Source organism: Scytonema hofmannii PCC 7110 (assembly GCF_000346485.2).
Taxonomy (GTDB): Bacteria; Cyanobacteriota; Cyanobacteriia; order Cyanobacteriales; family Nostocaceae; genus Scytonema; species Scytonema hofmannii.
Genome location: NZ_KQ976354.1, coordinates 5898694 through 5918568, shown reverse-complemented (window position 1 = coordinate 5918568; position 19875 = coordinate 5898694). Strand labels below are relative to the sequence as shown.

Annotated in this window: 19 protein-coding genes; 4 read left to right on the top strand and 15 right to left on the bottom strand. The window is 40.0% G+C overall.

The window, feature by feature from the left end; translation table 11 throughout:
- Positions 1–10: 10 nt before the first annotated feature.
- The 11 genes from WA1_RS53185 to WA1_RS24585 form a co-directional block, all read right to left on the bottom strand.
- Positions 11–688, bottom strand: a complete 678-nt coding sequence (locus tag WA1_RS53185; protein WP_051076981.1) for a hypothetical protein — start codon at positions 686–688, stop codon at positions 11–13.
- Positions 678–1100: a hypothetical protein gene (locus WA1_RS53180; RefSeq protein WP_051076982.1), complete on the bottom strand. Its 423-nt coding sequence runs from the start codon at positions 1098–1100 to the stop codon at positions 678–680. The genes WA1_RS53185 and WA1_RS53180 overlap by 11 nt, the downstream gene beginning before the upstream one ends.
- A gap of 85 nt (positions 1101–1185) precedes the next feature.
- Positions 1186–1338 (bottom strand): hypothetical protein, encoded by a 153-nt coding sequence (locus tag WA1_RS58200; protein WP_169886876.1) that lies wholly within the window; start codon positions 1336–1338, stop codon positions 1186–1188.
- Between the two features lie 313 nt (positions 1339–1651).
- Positions 1652–3160 carry a WD40 repeat domain-containing protein gene (locus WA1_RS24615; RefSeq protein ID WP_017739869.1) on the bottom strand — a complete coding sequence of 503 codons (1509 nt, stop codon included), beginning with the start codon at positions 3158–3160 and terminating at the stop codon, positions 1652–1654.
- 23 nt (positions 3161–3183) lie between these two features.
- Positions 3184–4374, bottom strand: a complete 1191-nt coding sequence (locus WA1_RS24610) for a P-loop NTPase family protein (RefSeq protein WP_272819219.1) — start codon at positions 4372–4374, stop codon at positions 3184–3186.
- A 184-nt stretch (positions 4375–4558) separates the two neighbouring features.
- Complete coding sequence (locus WA1_RS24605) at positions 4559–5053, bottom strand: PIN domain-containing protein (protein ID WP_017739871.1); 495 nt, start codon at positions 5051–5053, stop codon at positions 4559–4561.
- Positions 5046–5297: a UPF0175 family protein gene (locus tag WA1_RS24600; RefSeq protein ID WP_017739872.1), complete on the bottom strand. Its 252-nt coding sequence runs from the start codon at positions 5295–5297 to the stop codon at positions 5046–5048. The genes WA1_RS24605 and WA1_RS24600 overlap by 8 nt, the downstream gene beginning before the upstream one ends.
- 150 nt (positions 5298–5447) lie before the next feature.
- The gene (locus WA1_RS24595) at positions 5448–8483 is read right to left on the bottom strand and encodes an AAA family ATPase (protein WP_017739873.1); all 3036 of its coding nucleotides are present in this window, start codon (positions 8481–8483) and stop codon (positions 5448–5450) included.
- Positions 8470–9639 carry a metallophosphoesterase family protein gene (locus WA1_RS24590; protein WP_026134307.1) on the bottom strand — a complete coding sequence of 390 codons (1170 nt, stop codon included), beginning with the start codon at positions 9637–9639 and terminating at the stop codon, positions 8470–8472. The genes WA1_RS24595 and WA1_RS24590 overlap by 14 nt, the downstream gene beginning before the upstream one ends.
- A gap of 384 nt (positions 9640–10023) precedes the next feature.
- Complete coding sequence (locus WA1_RS57235) at positions 10024–10236, bottom strand: hypothetical protein (RefSeq protein ID WP_158516687.1); 213 nt, start codon at positions 10234–10236, stop codon at positions 10024–10026.
- Between the two features lie 42 nt (positions 10237–10278).
- Positions 10279–11358 carry a CHAT domain-containing protein gene (locus WA1_RS24585; protein ID WP_017739876.1) on the bottom strand — a complete coding sequence of 360 codons (1080 nt, stop codon included), beginning with the start codon at positions 11356–11358 and terminating at the stop codon, positions 10279–10281.
- 107 nt (positions 11359–11465) lie between these two features.
- Here WA1_RS24585 and WA1_RS24580 point away from each other — a divergent pair, with 107 nt between their 5' ends.
- Positions 11466–14234 carry an NACHT and WD repeat domain-containing protein gene (locus WA1_RS24580; RefSeq protein ID WP_017739877.1) on the top strand — a complete coding sequence of 923 codons (2769 nt, stop codon included), beginning with the start codon at positions 11466–11468 and terminating at the stop codon, positions 14232–14234.
- Between the two features lie 58 nt (positions 14235–14292).
- Here WA1_RS24580 and WA1_RS24575 read toward each other — a convergent pair whose 3' ends face one another.
- Both WA1_RS24575 and WA1_RS24570 read right to left on the bottom strand, forming a co-directional pair.
- Positions 14293–14625: a helix-turn-helix domain-containing protein gene (locus WA1_RS24575; protein ID WP_017739878.1), complete on the bottom strand. Its 333-nt coding sequence runs from the start codon at positions 14623–14625 to the stop codon at positions 14293–14295.
- Positions 14626–14654: 29 nt separating this feature from the next.
- The gene (locus WA1_RS24570) at positions 14655–15230 is read right to left on the bottom strand and encodes a GNAT family N-acetyltransferase (RefSeq protein WP_017739879.1); all 576 of its coding nucleotides are present in this window, start codon (positions 15228–15230) and stop codon (positions 14655–14657) included.
- A gap of 118 nt (positions 15231–15348) precedes the next feature.
- Between WA1_RS24570 and WA1_RS24565 the strand changes: the two genes are divergently transcribed.
- From WA1_RS24565 to WA1_RS24555, 3 genes are all read left to right on the top strand, one after another.
- Positions 15349–15624: a hypothetical protein gene (locus WA1_RS24565; RefSeq protein ID WP_017739880.1), complete on the top strand. Its 276-nt coding sequence runs from the start codon at positions 15349–15351 to the stop codon at positions 15622–15624.
- Between the two features lie 505 nt (positions 15625–16129).
- Positions 16130–16381: a hypothetical protein gene (locus WA1_RS24560; protein ID WP_017739881.1), complete on the top strand. Its 252-nt coding sequence runs from the start codon at positions 16130–16132 to the stop codon at positions 16379–16381.
- Positions 16369–16815, top strand: a complete 447-nt coding sequence (locus tag WA1_RS24555) for a type II toxin-antitoxin system VapC family toxin (protein WP_017739882.1) — start codon at positions 16369–16371, stop codon at positions 16813–16815. The genes WA1_RS24560 and WA1_RS24555 overlap by 13 nt, the downstream gene beginning before the upstream one ends.
- A gap of 207 nt (positions 16816–17022) precedes the next feature.
- Here the strand turns inward: WA1_RS24555 and WA1_RS24550 are convergent, their stop codons facing one another.
- Together WA1_RS24550 and WA1_RS24545 are read right to left on the bottom strand one after the other, a co-directional pair.
- On the bottom strand, positions 17023–18738 hold the full coding sequence (locus tag WA1_RS24550; RefSeq protein ID WP_017739883.1) for an ATP-binding protein: 1716 nt from the start codon (positions 18736–18738) through the stop codon (positions 17023–17025).
- Entirely contained in the window at positions 18735–19787 is a 1053-nt protein-coding gene (locus tag WA1_RS24545; protein WP_017739884.1) for a hypothetical protein, read from the bottom strand. The genes WA1_RS24550 and WA1_RS24545 overlap by 4 nt, the downstream gene beginning before the upstream one ends.
- Positions 19788–19875: the final 88 nt, after the last annotated feature.

The following is a 19875-nucleotide window of genomic DNA, read 5'->3' as shown; positions in this document are numbered from 1 at the left end:
CGTCTTGGTGTTAGATTCCGTATCTTGCCTTAAAATCCTTAAAGTTACTTTGAAAAGCGTACCTTAGCCGATTGACGTTATTCCTTGAACCTGGAGTCATATTTTGTTCCCACTTTAGACGGCGAATTGCCAGTAATTTAGCAACAGACGTACTGTTCGTATTGGAAACAAAATAACAATCTCCTTCTACTTGTAACTCGGAAGTTAAACCAATAAAAGAACGAGCTAAATCGAGATTCAGTTCTGATTCGTAATGTTTACATTCAACCGCAATAACAATTCTTGAACAATCTGGTTCTTGTCTTTCTACTCGACAACGATTCGCCTCTTCTTGATACAAAACACAGACATCGCATTCATGAGATACCTGGGAAACTCCTTGAACTCTTACTCCCACATGAACTTCTAATAAAGGTTTACCTGGAAATTCAATTATCGAGTAGGTATAAGGTTTATCTGTTGCATAAATTTGACCCGGACTTTCACGAAACAGTAAAGACTGAGGCTGATTTCCAAAAGTATCTAAGTAAAAAATTGACGCCCCCTCATTTTTAGCAGCACCGAGGATAATTTCAAAAATATATCTTTCATATAGTTCTGAGGTTTTACTATCAGATGCGTAACCAGGGTCTATAGATCCAGCGATCAAACTGCTAATTGCTTGCTTTAACCGAGAATTAATCGACATGGGCTAAAGCATCCTGACGCAATTCTTCAAGCAGTTCTTTTAACGCATCAGCATTTTCTTTCCGAGGATAAACAACCGACCTTCGATAATCATGTACTGTTTCTTGCTTACCATCTGAAGTAATAATTTTTGACTCCAGATTTTGTTCTCTCAAAAAATCAGAAATTTCCACCTCCATCGCTGCCGTTTCAACTAACGCCCGTTCTATCGCATCTATTAAGAGAAATAATTGTTCCCGGTTTGTTAATGGTTCAACTTCTAGGTGAGAAGCCTTTTGACCATTGTCTTGCACGATAACTTGTTTTCCTCTTTTAATAACATCAGCTACCTTTTCAACTAACCACCCCAACTGAAACTGATTAAGGATTTCTACAAGTTCCTGATAGGCGACTGCACATTCTTGTTCGTTCATAAATCCCTTCTACGCTATATCAAGCAATGTTTACAAATGTTCAGTTTATCTTATCATATTGTAACTTATGCTTTTCAGCGCATATTCAGATTCTATTTGTCAACTCTTTGTAAATATCCACTAAGTTTTCTTTCAATTCCTCTTCAGTTTCTGCTTGAGTCCAGTAATCCGGATATTCTTCCAAATACCCGATCCACATTTCTTCATCTTGCCAGTAAACGTATTTCTTAGTTTCCATAGCTAGGAACATCTACACAATACTTTTATTTTTAATCATACCAATCATTTTCTCAAATTGGATATACATTCTTTAAACAACTGCTTGGTAAAGGTGGTCAACATAGAAGACCTCTACTAAAGGAACCGGCAATAATCCAAAAGGTCTGACAATTTGTTCTTTGTAAACTCACCCCGATCAACCCATTGCAGAGTTGCAGTCACCATTGAATGATTCAGGATAAATCGGAAAGGTTTACCTCGATGAGTATCAGCACGCCCCATATAGGTACTTTTTAACACATTACGTAATTATTAGTGAGAAATTTTATTATTCAATCTGGTAAACGTTCCCACGCTCTAATTGTTTTATCCTTGCTTCCACTTACTAAAGTTCGACCATCAGAGCTAAAGGATACTGATGTTACTCCTTTAGTATGTCCTTCTAGTTCAGCGATTTTTGTTTGTCTTTGAACATCCCAAAGTTTTATAGTACAGTCATCACTCCCAATAGCAAGCATTTGACCATCAGGACTAAAAACCACTGTGTTTATCGGTTCTATATGTTGTGCAAGAGTAGTAATTTCTTTTCTTGTATAAGAATCCCAAAGCTTTACACTACAATCATCTCCACCACTCACCAAAGTTTTGCTGTCAGGACTAATTGCTATAGTTCTAACTGGTAAACGAATATTAATATGGTCAATTTCTTGTCTCGTTTGCCAATTCCAAATCTTAATATCTCCAAGCTCATCGCCACTAGCCATTAATTTTCCATCTGGACTAATTGCTATAGTTCTAATTGTACTTGAATGTCCATATAGCCTTTCTAATTCACCTCCACTGCTGACATCTAACACAACAATTGTTTGATTTGCACCAGCAATCACTAAAATAGTGTTATCAGGAGAAAAAGTTACTGTATGAATTCTACCCAAAACCGTACTTCCAAATATTCCAAATGAAGAACTTTCAAACTCCACAATAGGACTTATTTTATCGTCATTAGATTTCCAAATATTATTGATATTCCAAAGTTTTACAATGTTTCTATCTTGCTTTTCAATAATTGCAGTAGCCACAAATTCACCATTCTGACTGATATTTACAGGAGTAGGACAATCACCAAACACTTTTCTCTGTACAAACAATTTTTTAGATTGCTTTTTTTTCCAGTTAGCAATCATCACTGTTCTTTCATAACGATATATGATACTTTCTTGGTTAGGTACGTACACTACAGAAGTAATTTCTCCATCATATTCTTTCGTCCCCAAACTCTTCCATGATTGGCTCTGCTGAAATTTAGATGATTTTTCAATTACCTTCTGTTGTCTAAAATCTAGATAATAATTTTTGAGCTTAATATATTGCAAGCAGTTATTTGAGTGATTATCTTCTATCCAAGCCAGAGTTTCTGAAGCGATAGCAGGTTGAGAAGTTGTAGTATTCCAAAAATCCCGATAATGAACTATTATCTTTTGATGAATTTTTTCAAGATTTTCCTGTGTGACTATAATATCTGGTTGTAATCCTTGAAAAACAATACCTTCTATTAAATCAATTTCTCTCCCAAATAAATCTTTCAACACTCCCTGTCCTTCAATTCCTGTATCTTCCGATGTTGCTTCAATGATACGGAAAACCAAAGTGATCTCATCCACTTTAGAATTATGAATTTCACGGTAGTACGCCGTTCCAACTTCGGTTAAGCCTCCACCTGCTGCTTTAGCTAGTAGGCTTGTCGTTTTTGATTCACACATAAAACTGGGAGCAACTATGGTTCTATAGTCAAGGTATTGATTACACCCAACTAGAAAAGCCCAAGCTTGAATATCTGTCATAAAAAATCTTTGGTTGTCTAGAGTTATTTTAGATTAGATGCAGGAAATTTAGATTCAAGTTCATCCGTAAGCGAAATAAAACAATTCACAACGTGCTTAAGTGCTGTTTCTTCATTAGTAACTTTTTTCAAAGATTCGGCTTGTTTACGACGGAGTTCCTCGGCTCTTCTTAGTGCTGCTTCTTGTTTTTGTTTGGCTGGTTTCTCCAGATCATCAAGAAAATCAATTAAGTCCTCTAAAATATCTTCAGCAAAACTGTATTTTTTCGGTAAAAATTGTTTGACTATGCCAATACCAATTTTCCCTACGCCCCCAGCAATCTGTCCTAACCTCTCCCAAAAACTCAAATTTGGTTTAACTTCAATTCTTTTGCTTAGTCCTTCTTCCTTTTTCTTTATCAATTCCTCTAAGGTAATTTTAATCATGTCAGGTAAAATACAAGCTAGAGGCATTTCTACCAAAAATGGATTAGGTAAACTGCCTGTTTTAGCCATACTTCCATCTGGCAGAAGTTCTGCAAAGTTCATTCCTACTGAACTAATTGGGATAAGTCGAACTGGTAAACGGGCTTCATTACGTGCTTGAATTAAGTTTCTAAATTCGTCAATCTCTAGTAAACGCTCTCGTAGTTGCTCTAGGCTATATTCATTGATGAGAGTGTCCCATTTGCTAATGACAAAATGAATGGGTTTTTGACTGCCCTGCATTATGTTCAACATATTAGGTAATTCATTGACTACCCAAAATAACCCTAGCTTTTCATTACGCATTAATGCCCTTAGTCTTTGACCATCCAACAGTCCTAGTAAAGCATCAGCATTTTGCAGTTGACTCTCAAAAGAAGTATCCTCATCTTCCATCTCGTCTGTAAGTCTGCCACCCGCATAATCAAGATATTTAAATCGACAAGCTGAATAAATCGGTAAATTTTCTGTCTGAACACGACAGGTGAAAGTCCATTCTGACACCTCATCGTAAGTTGTTCCTTTTGGCCATTTTTCATCAATGGCGATTTGGGTGTATGTGTTATAGAGACGCTTACGTTTTTCCGCGCTATCAACTTCCAAGAAAAAACCCTGTTTTCCTTGTGTAGATAGCTTTTTATACATACTAGCCAGATAGACGGTTTTACCAGAACCCCGTGGCCCAAGCATAATAACGGTGTAAGTGTTTAAGCTGTCATTCATAAGAATATACGTAACCTTGTTTATCATTAGTATTCCCATGTGACATCCCAAAGTAACTAGTTGGCTGACAAAAGTGAAGGGAAGGCGATCTCATTCAAGCGTATAAGTTGCTCTGCACTTCTGTGTAACCAGCGATGCTTTGTACCAGAGCGAGTGCATCTTCGTAAAAACAGCACGCCTCTCTTTACCCTTAAATTATCTGAACCCGCAATTAGTCTATTTCTCCGACATCCCGTAGCACTGCATCAATGATGCTAGATCGGATATAAATTCCATTTGTGCGTAGCTGCTCAACGTATGCTTTAATCTCAACAATCAAACCCGCTTTTTTCGCCTTACGCAAAATGCCAAGAGTACCTATCCGGCGAATTCCTAAGCGTTCTGCAACCCGTCGTGCTTGAGCATCATCCAAAAGTACCGTACTATTTGGAGTGGACTGAGCCAAGGCAATAGCTTCAGCTTCTCCACGATCGACTAGGATTGATAATGGTTCTAATACCAGGGCTTCAGGGGTTTGAATTTCCAACCAAGTTAATTGACTGACGGCTTGTGCGCCAGCTAAACCCACACCTTGCACTGTTACTTCATCCCACACAGCTGGGGGAAGTAATATTCGCTCATACAGTTGGGGTAGAAGCTCCAGTTGCCCGATAATTGATAAGGAGATAAGGGGGCTACTATCGGCAACAATGACAGAGTTAATCATCGCGCAATTCCTCGGCGATTTGATCATCATCTAGGTTGATAACTGGGATATGCAAACGCCCTAGTTCGTACATAAACTGAGGTTTGTTCATACTGCAAAAGGCGGCGGCTTTACCAAGCGATAGTCGGCGTAGCTCAAATAGTTTGACGGCGAGCAAAAATGTGAGTTCTGCTTCTAATGCTTGGGGTGATTTGCCGGAGGTAATGAGTAAGTCATCGGGATAATGAAGGGATAAAATATGCATGGTTCGCCTCTAGTGTTCCTGGTTCCTAATTCTTTCTTGATTATGGCTTACACCAGTCCAACCAGGATAGCGATTGCTTAATTTACACAAACATAGCCGTTCTCCTTCCACTCTTGGCTAACAAACTGAAGAGTAACTGGTTATGCAACATTAAAAGATCTCAACTTCTATCCTCGATCCCTCTGGACGCTTATAAACCTTGACTTGCGGCAATCGCTCTCCCAATGCCTTAACATGAGTAATGACCCCAATCAATCGGTCTTGCTGTCGTAGAGATTGTAAAATTTGGTAGACAGTTTCTAGCGTATCTGCATCTAAAGTACCAAATCCTTCATCTAAAAATAAACTGCCTAACTCTGCACCCATGGATAACTTTTCTGACAAAGCAAGTGCCATAGAAAGAGATGCAGCGAATGTTTCACCACCTGAAAGAGTTTGCACTCGTCTCAATTCACCACCATTCCAATTATCCTCAACCGAGTAATCTCCATCTTGAATTCTCAGCGCATAGCGAGAATCTGTGAGTTCTTGCAAAACATGGGTTGCACGAGTTACCAAATCTCTTTCTAAATGTTCTAGAGCAAAAGCTTGAAATTCATCAGTTTTGAGGCTGCGAGCAAGATTTGTATAAGTATCCACTTGTGTCCTCACTAAAGACAATTCTTCTTGGCGTTTTTCAGCTTGTTTCTGTTTAGATTGAGCGTCTTGTATCCAAGCCATGAATTGAGCCAGTTGATTTTGTGCTTGCTTGAGTCGTTCATCAGCTGCAATTTTGGCATCACGCAAAGATTGGATAGTACCTGAATTCGTGGTGCGATCACCTACCTGTGACTTGGCTTCTTCAACTCGTGTTTCTATCTCCACTTTCCCTGTATCATAATCTGAAATCTCTCCTTTCCAAAAACTTTGCTGTTTGGAATCAGCCCGCGCTGTCAGAAAACTATCCTCTGTAAATCCTTCAGAAACAAGTGCAACTTGCCAAGTCGATTCCAACTGTTGTTCCTGAAGACGTGCTGCATCTGCATCATCGCGAGCTTTTTTGTCTTCAGCTTCACACCGAATCACTTTTTTCTCTGCAGTTTGATAAGCCTCAGTGATTTGTTTCAGTTGTTTTTCCAGCTTCTGTTTGTCTTTTTCTAGTTCTGTTTGCAACTCTGCATAGGATTTACCCCCAGTGATTTCATGCAGTTTGGTTTCCACTTCTTGTAACTGCTGTTCCCAACGTTGGACTTCTTGTTGAGCTTGGTTACATTCTGTTAAAGCTGTTGTATGAGTTTTGCGAGTGGCTTCTAATGCTTGTTGGGTTTCGCGCACCCGTGCTGCTGCATCTTTTTGCTTGGCTAAAGTTTGATGATATAAGCGATCGCTTTCTTGCAGTTCTTTGAACTCTTGGTTCAACGCATTGATTTCCCAACCATCTGTTTCCAGTACAGAGCTAATTTCCTGTTTTAACTGAGTTAATTGACTTTCAGAATTGGCTAATTCCTGTTGGGCTTCAGCTTCTTTTTGCTTGGAGTTTTCTAAATTTGTTTCGGCTTTAGCAACAGCTTTCTCTGTTGCTGTATATTGTTGTTCCGCTTCATCTTTCTGAGATAATAATTCTGTTGTATTAACTTGTTCAATATTTGGTAAACTTAGCAACTGTGCTGTTACATATGTTCCATTACAAACAGGACAGTTATCTCCATCATGTAATGCCTGACGTAAAGCAGCAGCATGGTTACTTTGTAATGCGAGATGATTGACTGCTTCTGCTTCTTGTAAAAGTTTTTGCTTTTGTTGGAAAACTAATTTTGCTTTTTCTAATTTTGCCAGAATTTCCTGATATTTTTTCTCAGATTTTTGTCGTTCTAAAGTTGCTTTCTCTAATTTTTGCCGAAAATTATCAGTCTGCTCCTGTAATAACTTATAAGAACCAAGCCGTTGTGAAACCTCCTGAAGTTGCTCTAAACGAGTACCACCTAGAGAATATTGAGTCAATTCCTTTTCCGCTTCTTCGACTTGGTGGCTAGCTGCTTGCAATTTCTTCTCAGCATCACTTAAGTCTTGCTTGGCTAAAGCTAGATTATTTTGTCGTTGGGAGAGTGTTTGACGGCTGCGTGTTAATTCCGTTTGATGCTGCTGTCTTTGTTCTTCATAATTTCGCGCTGAAGTTAAAGCTTCTTCTCTCGCCTTGAACTGAGGTTCTACCTGTTTTTGGTATTTTGTAACTTCATTAAGTTTTGTCTTCTTTTGCTCTAATTCCTGTATAGCTTGACTGAGATTCTTTTGTGTGGAGACAACATCAGCCTGTGCTTTTTTAAATCTGTCTCTAGCAGCTTTCACCAAAGCATAAGTGTCCTTAATTTGGTCAGCAGCTTGGGATTGTTGCAGATGTAATTTATATTCTTCAATTTTTCCAGATTTAGCAATGAGTTGAGCTAACTGCGATCGCAAATCATTTAAACGCTCTATTTGCTTGAACAGAGTTTCCTCTTCATCCAGAGCTTTTTGTGCTTTGAAGACTGCTTGATTAAATCCAGGTATTTGCTGTTCAACAGTCTTGCACTGCTGTTGTTTTTCCGCAAATAGCTCTGCTGAGGGTAACTCTAACTCCTCCAACTGACGCTCAAGAATTTGGTATTCCTTTTTTAAGCCATCAGCTTGTCCTTGAGTTTGTTGGCGCATTCTTTCAAAAATCTGAAATCCAGCTAAATCACGCAATATTTCCCGACGTTTAACTTTACTTCCTTTAATAAATTCATCAAACTTACCTTGAGGTAATAAAATGACACGAGTAAAAGTTTCATAATCCATCGCCAACACTTGCTCGACTCGCTTGGTCACATTCTTTGTTTCCAGTTTTTCCCAAGTGTCATTTTGGAGCCATTCCAACAAAACTTTACTCTCAGGAGTTTTAGGACGATCTCGCCAAGTCCGAGTGACTCGATACTCCACCCCACGCACTGAGAAGCGAAAACTGACTTTGAGATTTTGGCTTCCAAGACTCACAAGTTCTTTAGCAGTAGCATCCTTGCCAAACCGAGCGACATGACCGTACAGTGCAAAAGTGATAGCATCAAGAAGAGAAGTTTTGCCTGCGCCTGTTGGTCCTGTGATGGCAAACAAATCGAGTTCGGAGAAATCAAGAGTTTCCCGAGAGCGAAAACTGGTAAAACCTTCAAGGGATAATTCAAGCGCTCGCATCACTCATCTCCTGATATAATTTTTCAAATGCTTCTAACACTGATGGCGGTACTGTGGTTTCGTGACGCTGCAAGTAGTAGCGACGAAACTCTTCAACAGCATCAAATTGATTGTCTTCGCGGTACTCAGTAGGATTTTCTGGCTCGGTTTTTAAATAATGAGGTTCAACAATCAATGTCTGGGGACAAACTTTACGCACCATCTCAGCTAAACCTATTTTAGGTGCTGTTAGTTCAACTACCAACTTTAAAAATCCTGGATGTGTCCGATTGGCTTCTAAATGTTCTTCTAAATCGTTGTCATGACATCGAACAATTTTTAAAGGCTTTTGGCAAGAAATAGGGATAAATTCGGGTTTTGCAGGGCGTCCTGGTTCTACTTCAACAAGATAAAATCCTTTTTCTTCCCCTGCTTCGCCAAAATCAATCTGAACTAAAGAACCTGCATAACAAGTCGGTGCGGCGTGAGAAATTTTTTGGGGTTTGTGAATGTGACCGAGGGCAATATACTGGGCTGTGGGTGGTAAAGTTTGCCCAGAGATAAGATATGTATCTCGTGTATAGTAATCGACTTCCGAGTGAGCGCGTAAAGACCCTTCAATTGTCATGTGTGCTAGGATGACGTTAACGCGATCGTCTCGGAACTCAGTTGCTAATTTACTCAAGATTTTTTGAACTGCAAAGCGGTAATATTGGCGTTGTTCTAGATCGTCTTTATCCCACAAATCGTCATATTTCAATAATCTACGTTCGGAAGCAAATGGCATTGCTGCGACGCACAACTTTCCACCAGGAGTATCAACGTGAATCACACCGCCTTTATTTGGCGGTTGGGGTCTACCTAATGCTTGGACTCCCACAAATGATAGCAGCTTTGCGATCCCATCAATACGAAAAGCAGAGTCGTGATTTCCTGCGATCGCAACTGCAGGAATTTTCGCCTCTTTCAGCTTGCAGAAAAAATTATAGGCGACTTGTTCGGCTTCAGCAGGCGGATTTGGGACATCATAAATATCACCTGCTACTAAAACAGCATCCACTTGTCGCGCTATGGCTTGTTCGAGCAATTCATCAAGTGCAGCCGCAATTTCCGGCGTGCGGTCTTCACCTTTGAGTCGTTTTCCTAAATGCCAATCAGAGGTATGGATTAAGCGCATATATATTTTGGATTTTAGATTTTGGATTTTAGATTTTGGATTTTGGATTACTTCCATCTCAACATAAAATTCCCTATTAGAAATCTAGTATATTCCCTTCATTTTTATTGCGCTAACATACATCTCGTTTATTTTATCAGTGCGTAATACCAGTTTGAATACAGAGTGCGACAGATAGTTGGTCAAAAGTGAGGTTAGACACTTTCTCAATCCAAAATCTAAAATATAAAATCCAAAATGGTATAAGTTTTACTAAAATAAGTTACCTTGATGTCTGTTTTATTCAGAGAGTGGTAATTAAAGCAAGATTTGTTACAAAAATTTGCCTTGAGGCAAATAACTTTGAAAAAGAGAAACAAAATCGATTCCCTTGAATCCAAAGGTTCAACTGGCGTCTCTCTCTAGATCGGAATCTTCTAAATTAAGAGCAGCATCCAATTCCTGACGATACTCTTGAATATACTGCTGAACTGCATCAAAGTCTGGATCGTCTTTGAACACGCCTGCAAATTTCATCCAAGGTCTTTCAGATTGCTCAGCTTGCGGTAATTGGATTTCCATCTCTCTATTCGTGTGCGATCGCTGGTGTGGCATCATTGATTAAGTTTAAAATATTCCTTTAGTTCAAGTGATTCAATTTTAGTTTACAAGCATTCCTAGTATCGAAAGAGCGATCGCTTGATTCAACCAATCAGTTATGTTCAATAAGACAGGCTTTGTCTTTTCCCAAAGTGTTTCACCCTTTCCTTGGTTTTGACTAGCATTTTGCAAGATTTCAACAACACCTCCAAGGTTGGTTGTAATCAGTGCTTTGTTCGGTTCTGCTTTTGCAGTTGCAATTCTCGCTGCACCCAAATACATCATCGCTTCTTCTTTTATATTTACTGGGAGTTCTGCGCTGCTAATCATCTGCTCGATTTCTGCAAGCATCTGGATCGCTTCTTCTTTAGTTGGCTGTTTGCCAGTAGCTGCTTGGGTTGTCATTCTCTGTTGATTATTCTTACCAATAGCAGCCTGCATCCCACCGTACACAGTTCCTCCATTAACGTTTTGAGAAATACCACCATTATTTCTTGGTGGTGAATTTTTTCCCTTAGCAACATATTCTTCTGTATCTATTTGTTGTTCTGTCTGTTTATCTAAAGCTTGAGGTAAACGCGGTCTAAACTTAAGTACAGGAGTTTCTGACTCTGGAATTCCCGCTAGATCGATCGAAGCACAACCGACTTCAAAACAAACATCATAGGAACTTCCTGCCCCTAATGCATCATAAAAGCCAACAGCAAATTCAGTGGCGGCAACATCTCCAATTGGACGGGTCATACCTATAACACAATCAATATGTTGATAAATGGCATCTGCTTGTACTTCTGAGTAGCAGGCATTCAGTAAAACACACTCAACTTTGTTTTGAAATAACTTAAATAATCGGGCTAGAGATTCACTACTTACCAGTTGCACTTGCCCAAAATTATTTTCTAAAATCAATCCAGTAGTTCCTGAACCATGCCCAGAAAAGTGAACAATTGTTGGTTGATGGTCTAACAATGCACGACGCAAGTCCTCAACTCGGACTGCCCAAGAGGTGAAAACTTCAAATTGTTCTCGATTTTTGGCTCGTTCAAGTGCAGCCTGAATATTCCGCACTTCTTCATTGAGACGCAACTGATTTGTATCTTTGGGATTGGCAGATAAAATTAAGATTTTTTTAATATTCATAATCTATAAAATTTTAGAATATGAAAATATTATATAAAATTCTTGAATGTTATAACTTGTTAATCTAGAATGTTGATTTCCAAGGATAATTTGACCGAAAATAGCCTATGAGCCAGCAAGAGCATTCCGAGGAAAACTTACTACCCATAGCTAAGCCAATGATTCAGCAGCAGGTAGAAAATTCTACTTTGAGTGGTGGGGTGCAAGCTGCAATAGGTAATGATAATATTCAAATTCAAGGTGATAGTAACAATGTTACTATCAACAATACGGAGATTTTGCAAATCTCTATTGATGAGATTAAAACTCGTAAATTTATAGAAACTTCTCCTTACAAAGGTTTAAAGAAATTTGAGCCAGAGGATAAAGACTTATTTTTTGGTCGCGACCAATTTCTACAAGGGTTGGTGGATGAACTCGAACAAACTAACCTAGTTTTACTTTTAGGTGCTAGTGGTAGTGGCAAATCATCGGTAGTGCGTGCGGGTTTGATTCCCTGGCTTTCCCAAAAACACGGAACGCGGTTAGTTAACCTGATATTTACCCCTGACCAAGACCCATTTGAATCTTTATATGCTAGTTTACTTAGTAAAAATACGCAACAAAAAGCCCAAATCGCCCGTGAGGCTAAAGCTGACACATTAACTCAAGTAGTGACGAGGCTAAAGCAAGCTGATGATTATTGGTTTATCTTAATTGACCAGTTTGAGGAGTTGTTTACTACCAGTCACTCAGAAAAACGCGATCGCTTTATCGCTAGTTTGGTACAAATAGCCAAAGCCAATGTTCTAAAAGTCAAAATCATGGCAACAATGCGGGCTGATTTTCTTGATAAGTTAAGCCCCTATCCAGCATTGGTGAAAGCTACAAATAAACATCGTCCGCTGATTGCAGAAATGCAATCAGATGAGTTGCGTTTGGCGATAGAACAACCTGCGGCTCATCATGGTGTAGTTTTTGAAACAGGGCTCGTTGAGGAAATCATTAAGGATGTACAAGGACAAGCAGGTTATTTGCCTTTGTTGCAGTACACACTGAATCTACTGTGGGAAACGGAAGTAAAAACTGGCAGTATCAATGACCGCACATTGAATAGCAGTACTTACCGGAAGTTAGGTGGGGTTAGGGGTGCGCTTCAGCAACGGGTGGATAAAATTTATGAGGATTTACCAGCACAGGAAAAAATTGCTACCCAGAGAATCTTCCTCAAACTGGTTGATATTGGTGGGGATGAAGACTCTGGTATTGAGTGGAAGCCCGTTCGCAGACGGGCGCTGCGTTCTGAGTTTAGCGTGGAGCTTGAGCAAGATGTGCTGGTTAAGTTGATTAATAATAATTTGTTAGTGAGTGACCGCCCAAAGCAATCCCAACAATCTACTGTAGAAATTGCCCATGAAACTCTTCTTACTTCTTGGACAACTTTAAATAACTGGATTAAAACAAATCGTCAAGCTATAGCGCTTCGTAATCGATTAAATGATGATGTGGCAAGGTGGCAAGCTTCTAAAGCAGAGGATGAACTGTGGAGTGGCTCGAAGTTGGAGAAAATTCGAGAACTAAGGAAAGACGTGACGTTTAATCAAGTGCTGGGTGGATTTAGTGAGACGGCAAACCAGTTTATTGATGCTAGTTTGGAGTTGCGCGATCGGCGAAAACGCAGAACTACGATCGTACTTACTAGCTTTTCAGCAGTGGCATTCACGTTTGCTGGAGTTGCAGCTTGGCAACGGGAAATTTCTGTATCTCGTGAACTTGCAGCGAACGCAAAATTGCAGCTGGCAATCGATCCCGAACAGAGTTTACAGTTGGCAACTCGTGCAATAGACACATATCATACCCCTGAAGCCGAGGATATTTTGAGAAAAGCCCTTTTTGAATCGCGTGTGCGAGCTAAAATCCAAATTCCTAATTACCAACACAATAATCTGATATGGACAATAGCTTTCACTTCTGATAGCAAGCAGGTAGTAGCAACAAATATGGAAAACGGCACAGTAAAGGTGTTGAATATCGACACATTGGATGGACACACTAGTTTAGCAAAAGGTAAAGCTTTCACAAATGGCGATTTTGTGCTTGTAGTTAATGATAACGGCAGAGCGGAGGTACGGAATTTCAGAACCAATCAAGTCCAAACCTTGAATGAGAAATTGATAGAAGTTACTAACGCCGTCTTTAGCTCTGACGGCAAATTTGTCCTAATCGGCAGAGGTGAAAAGCCAGGACAGATAATGAATATTGTCACAGGCGTAGTGATAATCTTGAACAAAAGCACGGGAAATGTGGTAGAAGCAAGCTTCAGCCCTGACAACCAATTCTTGGTCAGTGTTAGTGATGACTGGAAGGCACGACTGTGGAATGTCAAAACAGGAGAGTTTATCCGAGAGTTACCTGGAAATACATCTAAGGAAAGTCTAGGAGAGGTGACAGTTGTACAGTTCAGTCTCAATGGCAATTACATCGCAACAGCCTGTGGTTTTGGAGCTGGTTGTTACCTTGCTAGAGGGTATGATTTGGACGGTGACGGTATTGCTGAATTTGACGGTACAGTCAGGATCTGGAAAAAAAAGGGTGCTACATTTGAACTCTTTCATGAACTACCTACTGGGGATGACAGGGTATATGGGCTAGGCTTTGACTCTCGCAGTCAACTGATCGCTACTGCTAGTGGAGGTAAAATAGCACAAGTATGGAATGTGAGTTCAGGCGAAAGGATTTCTACCTTTACGGGTCATTCAAATTGGGTTTGGAGTGCAGCATTTAGTCCTGATAGCAACTTTGTCGTCACGTCTGGTTCAGTTGAAACGCCCTTACACAGGCTATGGCGTTGCTTGACGATCGTAACCATGTTACAAGTGCGTTCCGCCAATTGGTAAGTTAATGATGTCAGACATAGGGTGGATTGCAAATGAGCAAATTAGCCCTGTCCTCAAATCAGTGCTGTAATGAGTCTGTCACTCCAAATTGAGTGATAACAATTTCCCTGTCAGGAAAACGTGCTGTTATGGTAAGACTTCCGCCAAGAGATGTAATATATCTTGAGAGCGTGGAAACCTGAATATCCTCTTGATGCTCAATCTTTGAAAGAGCAGATTGTCCTACTTCCATCTCTTCAGCAACTTCACTTTGAGTTTTGCCGACAGATTCTCTCACTTCAGAAAATCTCAAATAGAATAGTAATAGTGCAAGATTTGCCTGCATCTCACTTTCTGCCTGCTGCTGAGGCATCATTTTTTTACGAAGTTCGCTAAAAGGCTTAGTTTTCATAGGAGTCCATTCTAATTAAAATATCACCTTTAACTCATATTCCGACTATAGCCGTTCTCCTTCCACTCTTGAGCTAACAAACTGAAGAGTAACTGGTTATGCAACACGCCATCCAGTAATTGATGCTGACGCAAACAGCCATCAAGTTGAAATCCCAAAGACTTGAGCAGAGCAATTGAAGCTTGATTAAACGCACCAGTATCTGCCATCACTTTATTTAACCCAATAACCTTAAATAAGTAATTAATTAGGAGTTGCAATCCCTCTTTGGTGTAACCAAGCCGTCTATAGTCTGCACCAGTGAAGTAACCGATCCCTGCTGACCGATTTTTAGGATTGAGGTTATATAAGCTAATCTGTCCAAGGAATTGATTATCTGTAATTCGGCGAATTGCAAATACAGAGGGAATTTTCTCCTGAAACCGTCGCTGTCGTTCTTTTAAAGAAATGTGCTCTATTGGTTGAGAAGTTAGGTAGGAAATATCAACTTGGCTTTTCCACTTGTGCAAAAACTCTAGATCGTCTTCTTGAAGTAAAGTTAGGCGGACGCGAGAGCCATCTGGAATTTGCCACTTGAAATAATCGAGATTTTCTGGAGTAAGCATACTGAACCACCTCTAACCTCAATGCATTGTCCCATTATTATGGAAGGCTAAATTTTATTACTTAAGCATTATTAAAATCTATTACGCTATAATTATAGACTAACAAAAGAGAATCAAAATGAAAGCATACGAATTTCCAGCAAAAATTACACCTGAAGGAACGCTAGAAGTTCCTGAAGAACTGTTGGACAATTTTCCCAGCGATCGATCTGTAAGAGTGATTGTGTTAATTAACGAATCAGTTGAGGTGGAAGAAGCCGATGATAATGCTTTGACATTTTCAGCAGAAAGCTTTCGTCAATCGTGGCACGAAGCAATAACTGGACAAACACTTTCTCTTTCCCAGTTATGGGAGGATATTGAAGTTGACCGAATCATCTCCCTGAGAAATTAAACTAACAGTTGAATTGCAACGGAAGGTTCGTACACTGTCTAAAAATTAGGGATGTTATCAATATTGTAACTGCAATGATTGGTATCTAAGAGATACATAATGATGCGAATCACCCAACCCAAGTTATTGTTGCCTCGGAACCGTTATCTGACCAAACTTGGACGGCTTTTGCTGACCACAATACGCTATTTGTTCCTGCGGAGTCATTGCAGCCAACCACTAGCCGATTGACTGCTTGTTAAGTGCTACGTTCATGTCTCTAGGAGAATTTATTTCAGGGGAATTCTTAAAACAAACGATAATTGTCACTTGACAAGACTTTTTGAAGTAGTATTCTTTTTTAGAATTTAAATGCATTGCTGGAAAGCCACATACTAGGATAGTTAGTATGTGGTTTTTATTTATAGGCAAGAACCGCAAATCAGGAAAAAGGAAGCGCGATCGCTTACTCTTGGAGAAAAATGTACTAAATCCTCGAAAAATAACCAAATAAGGAAAAGACTCAATGCAATCGGCTTTACGTATTGAAACCAAAGTTTTACCTGGCAATAAAATAGAAATCAATTTGCCATCAGAAACTGTTTCTGATTCAGTAGGACAAACTGTTGAAGTCATTATTATTCTTCCAGAGAAGCCCAAACTGAGTCGTCAGAACATTCTGGAATGGATTGAACAGGTTCGGAGCAACCATCCTTTTAGAACAGCTGAAGAAATTAACTACGATCTCCAGGTTGAAAGAGATTCATGGGACAGTTAAATTTGCCAGATTCTGCCAAGATTTACATTGATACCTCGATAGTAATCTACACAATCGAGGTTCATCCAAATTACTGGCAATTGCTCCAACCGCTATGGCAGAAGTTTCAGGTAGGACAAATCGAGCTAATCACTAGTGAACTTACTCTTCTGGAATCCTTGGTAATACCGTTTCGGCAATTAAATACTAACCTGATTGATACTTATGAGCACTTACTTTTATCATCAGTTATTCAATTAATTCCAATTAATCAAATTATTCTGAGGGAGGCAGCAAGACTACGAGCAACAACCGCTTCATTAAGAACACCAGATGCTATTCATGCTGCAACAGCAATAATTTCAGGATGTACCCAGTTTCTCACCAACGATCAGAGACTGCGAACATTGCCCAGTTTGCCTGTGGTGGTTCTAGATGAAGTTCTGACATCATAACATAGATTATCACATATTATGGGATGGGCGAGGACGCCTGTCCTGTATTCGTGGCGGGCGTCCTCGCCCGCACCACAAGAAATTTATGATACTAGATAATTTAGTCCGCGCAGGTGGACTTTGGTTGTATAGCCGCGATTTCTAATCGCCAAGGCAAAAAAACAATAACCACTAACCACTGTACGGGCGCAAGGCATTGCGCCCCTACTAAAATTCAATATCATCATCCTCATCATTAGTTGCTACTTCACTATAGCGGGTTGCATAGGGAGGAAAGGGAAAATTAATTAGAATCGGGGATGGAACTTCAGGCTGGTGAACAAACATAGTACCTGATTTTAGGAGGAGCGATCGCTTGCGACATCCTCCTGAGAGAAAGTTATATTCTGCACTTTCAGCCTCTGCAGAATCGAGTCTACCGACGACGCGAATTGCAGCTTGTCCTACAACACGGCGTTCCACTTCTGAAGCTGTTTGTTGTGCGCCTATCAAGATGATGCCCAAAGAACGACCCCGTTCTGCAATTTCCACCAACAAATTTTTTATTGGACTCCGCCCTTCACGGGGAGCGTATTTATTCAATTCGTCAAGAACTATAAAAACAACCGGGTATTGTCCCCGCTTTTCCTTTTCTGCAAACAGTCGTTGTAAAAGTATTCCCACAACAAACTTTTGCGCTTTTCCTCCTATCTTATTAATATCAACAATCGTTATTTGATGCGAAGGCGATAGAGGATCGAGTTGATATTTTGCTATTTGTTCGGGAGGCAAATCTCCACGAATCAAATGCCCTATTTCCTCGCGTATTCCCCATATGCGACGTATCAAAGCCTCAGCAGTGGCGTTGGTATTTCGCCCCAACCAACTGTTATCTTCATTTTCAACTAACTTATCTTCTAAAAATTCAATTAGTTCTCTAAACGTTGTGACTTTTTTCTTCTCTGGTGCTCCATAAGGTTCTACATCTAGATGCACTCCAGGCTTTCTGTTATTTTTTTTATCTGTTTTATCATTATCTTCAGCAATGCGTGCTAATTTTTCCTCTACAATAGAAACTAAAAATCCTAAATTTCCTCTTTCTAAATCCTCTCCAGCAAATAGGAAACTGAAGAGGCGATCGCGACACAATTCCCTCAAGCTCCACAAGTAAACTGAAATATTATCAGCCCGTTGTTCTAAATGCGGGTCTACATCATGACTGCCTTTTCTTGGTGCAGCACAAAAACGCACATCTTTAAATGGTTCTGCGGGTATTCCCAAGATTTTATATTGTGCTAAATCCTGTTCTTTAAGTTTAGCATTCTGCTTATCTATAAAAAACAAATCTTCACCTTTAACGTTAAAAATCAAAGCTTTAGTATTAGCACGATGGTAACCTAATGCAGCAGAGTGAAAAATTCCGTGGAGTAAAAATAAAGCATAAGATGTTTTTGTCGCTACCCCAGATACACCCGAAATATTAATATGTGCGCCTTTTGTGCCATCAATAAATTCATAGTTAAAATAAGCTGGGCTACTGTTACGCATTGTACCTGCGGGGATGCGTTTTTCCATGCCATCAAAATGCAAAGCACGTTTTAATTCTTCATCCACAGCTAACATGACTGTATCGCCCGGTTGCGGTGGCAAATATTCTTCGGGTTCAATGCGTGTTACTTGAATATGAGCAGCATAGGAGACATTCACAGGCAAACTACCACTTTTTGCCAAGAAAGTATCTGTATCAAACTGAGTTCCTTCATGTAAGGTGCGGACATAATCAACCACACCATAAAATTTCACAATACCACTCCCATCAGGACGGTGAGTTTGCACTTCCACCACATCATCAAGGCGCAAAACTTGACCGGGTGACACTGCAACCCAAAATTCCAAGGGGGTTGCTTCTTGAGTACCGAGGATAAAACCGACGGGAGTTGTCATGACAAAACCCCTACAGACGCTAAAAAGTTTTGTACGCGTCGTTTGATGAGAATAGCATCACCCATGCGTCGCCCTAGTTCTCGTTCGAGTGCGCCAACTGGAGTGAGATTTTGTGGGGCGCGGGGGTCTTTGTAAGGATGGGATGCATATTCAGGAATGAGATAGGCGGTTTGATCGGCGATTGTTTGGGCTGTTGTCAAAGGAATATCGCTAGACAATTCCAATCTAACGATACCGTGTAAATTGTGGTAACCAAAACGATCGCAAGAGGTTTGAGCATGACCGGATTTAAGATACCAACTCCAGTGGGGACGGTTTTGTTCTTTAATTAAGAAAATGGGGGTACGTTCTCCTGGTTTCAATTCCCACAACAGGGCTGCATATTTTTCACTGAGATAATTTTTATGCATTGTTTTAACATAGCCCACTGTGAAATTCACGGAGTTATAAGGTAATCGTCCGTCACGAATGATTAAAGTGTCTGGATCTAGGGCAAACTGTTGGGCTGCTAGAAGTGCTTCTGTCTTGAGCATAGTATTTTGAACCAGATTTTTAGGAACGTTGGGATTGTTCTCTACATAGGGATCGACTGGTTCGTAGATTAACTGCGCTTTAGTTCCCAAGGGACAGGGAATTATGGTTTCTGGTGCTTGTTGGTTTCCTCCAAATCCAATTATACGGCGGATATTAAACTGAGAACAGGTGGCTGTACTGGTTGTTCTATCTACAAGGACAGCACCCACTGCGATCGTTCCAAAAGCTCCATAGGCAATGGTATTCCTGCTACCACCTATTAAAGTCGCATCAATACGACGGCGACCATCTATAAATATAAGTCGTTCGGGTAAAGTAGATTGCGATGTTGCAAAGCAGCCGCTTCGCGATCGCTCTCTGGAAAACTTTGTCCAATCTGCTGTTTCTACAGTGGGATCGACCTCACTTTCAGATAACGCCAGTTCTTCTATATCTATTGAGGAGTCGTAGTTGTTAGCCCAAGGCTCAAGCCTAAAGTTATTTTTCTGCCAAAATTCGTTTTTGTTATTGGTCACTGGTCACTGGTCACTGGTTACTAGTCATAGTACAAATTAATGATACAATTTTAGATAAAAAATCATATATTTGTATCTACCTCAATTC

Excerpts from the sequence above, each read along its gene's own strand:
- WA1_RS24590 (WP_026134307.1), bottom strand. The coding sequence starts at position 9,639 with ATGCGCTTAATCCATACCTCTGATTGGCATTTAGGAAAACGACTCAAA.
- WA1_RS24575 (WP_017739878.1), bottom strand. The coding sequence starts at position 14,625 with ATGAAAACTAAGCCTTTTAGCGAACTTCGTAAAAAAATGATGCCTCAG.
- WA1_RS24565 (WP_017739880.1), top strand. The coding sequence starts at position 15,349 with ATGAAAGCATACGAATTTCCAGCAAAAATTACACCTGAAGGAACGCTA.
- WA1_RS24605 (WP_017739871.1), bottom strand. The coding sequence starts at position 5,053 with ATGATTAACTCTGTCATTGTTGCCGATAGTAGCCCCCTTATCTCCTTA.
- WA1_RS24600 (WP_017739872.1), bottom strand. The coding sequence starts at position 5,297 with ATGCATATTTTATCCCTTCATTATCCCGATGACTTACTCATTACCTCC.
- WA1_RS24555 (WP_017739882.1), top strand. The coding sequence starts at position 16,369 with ATGGGACAGTTAAATTTGCCAGATTCTGCCAAGATTTACATTGATACC.
- WA1_RS24550 (WP_017739883.1), bottom strand. The coding sequence starts at position 18,738 with ATGACAACTCCCGTCGGTTTTATCCTCGGTACTCAAGAAGCAACCCCC.
- WA1_RS53185 (WP_051076981.1), bottom strand. The coding sequence starts at position 688 with ATGTCGATTAATTCTCGGTTAAAGCAAGCAATTAGCAGTTTGATCGCT.
- WA1_RS24595 (WP_017739873.1), bottom strand. The coding sequence starts at position 8,483 with ATGCGAGCGCTTGAATTATCCCTTGAAGGTTTTACCAGTTTTCGCTCT.
- WA1_RS24580 (WP_017739877.1), top strand. The coding sequence starts at position 11,466 with ATGAGCCAGCAAGAGCATTCCGAGGAAAACTTACTACCCATAGCTAAG.
- WA1_RS24560 (WP_017739881.1), top strand. The coding sequence starts at position 16,130 with ATGCAATCGGCTTTACGTATTGAAACCAAAGTTTTACCTGGCAATAAA.
- WA1_RS53180 (WP_051076982.1), bottom strand. The coding sequence starts at position 1,100 with ATGAACGAACAAGAATGTGCAGTCGCCTATCAGGAACTTGTAGAAATC.
- WA1_RS24570 (WP_017739879.1), bottom strand. The coding sequence starts at position 15,230 with ATGCTTACTCCAGAAAATCTCGATTATTTCAAGTGGCAAATTCCAGAT.
- WA1_RS58200 (WP_169886876.1), bottom strand. The coding sequence starts at position 1,338 with ATGGAAACTAAGAAATACGTTTACTGGCAAGATGAAGAAATGTGGATC.
- WA1_RS24610 (WP_272819219.1), bottom strand. The coding sequence starts at position 4,374 with ATGATAAACAAGGTTACGTATATTCTTATGAATGACAGCTTAAACACT.
- WA1_RS24585 (WP_017739876.1), bottom strand. The coding sequence starts at position 11,358 with ATGAATATTAAAAAAATCTTAATTTTATCTGCCAATCCCAAAGATACA.
- WA1_RS57235 (WP_158516687.1), bottom strand. The coding sequence starts at position 10,236 with ATGATGCCACACCAGCGATCGCACACGAATAGAGAGATGGAAATCCAA.
- WA1_RS24615 (WP_017739869.1), bottom strand. The coding sequence starts at position 3,160 with ATGACAGATATTCAAGCTTGGGCTTTTCTAGTTGGGTGTAATCAATAC.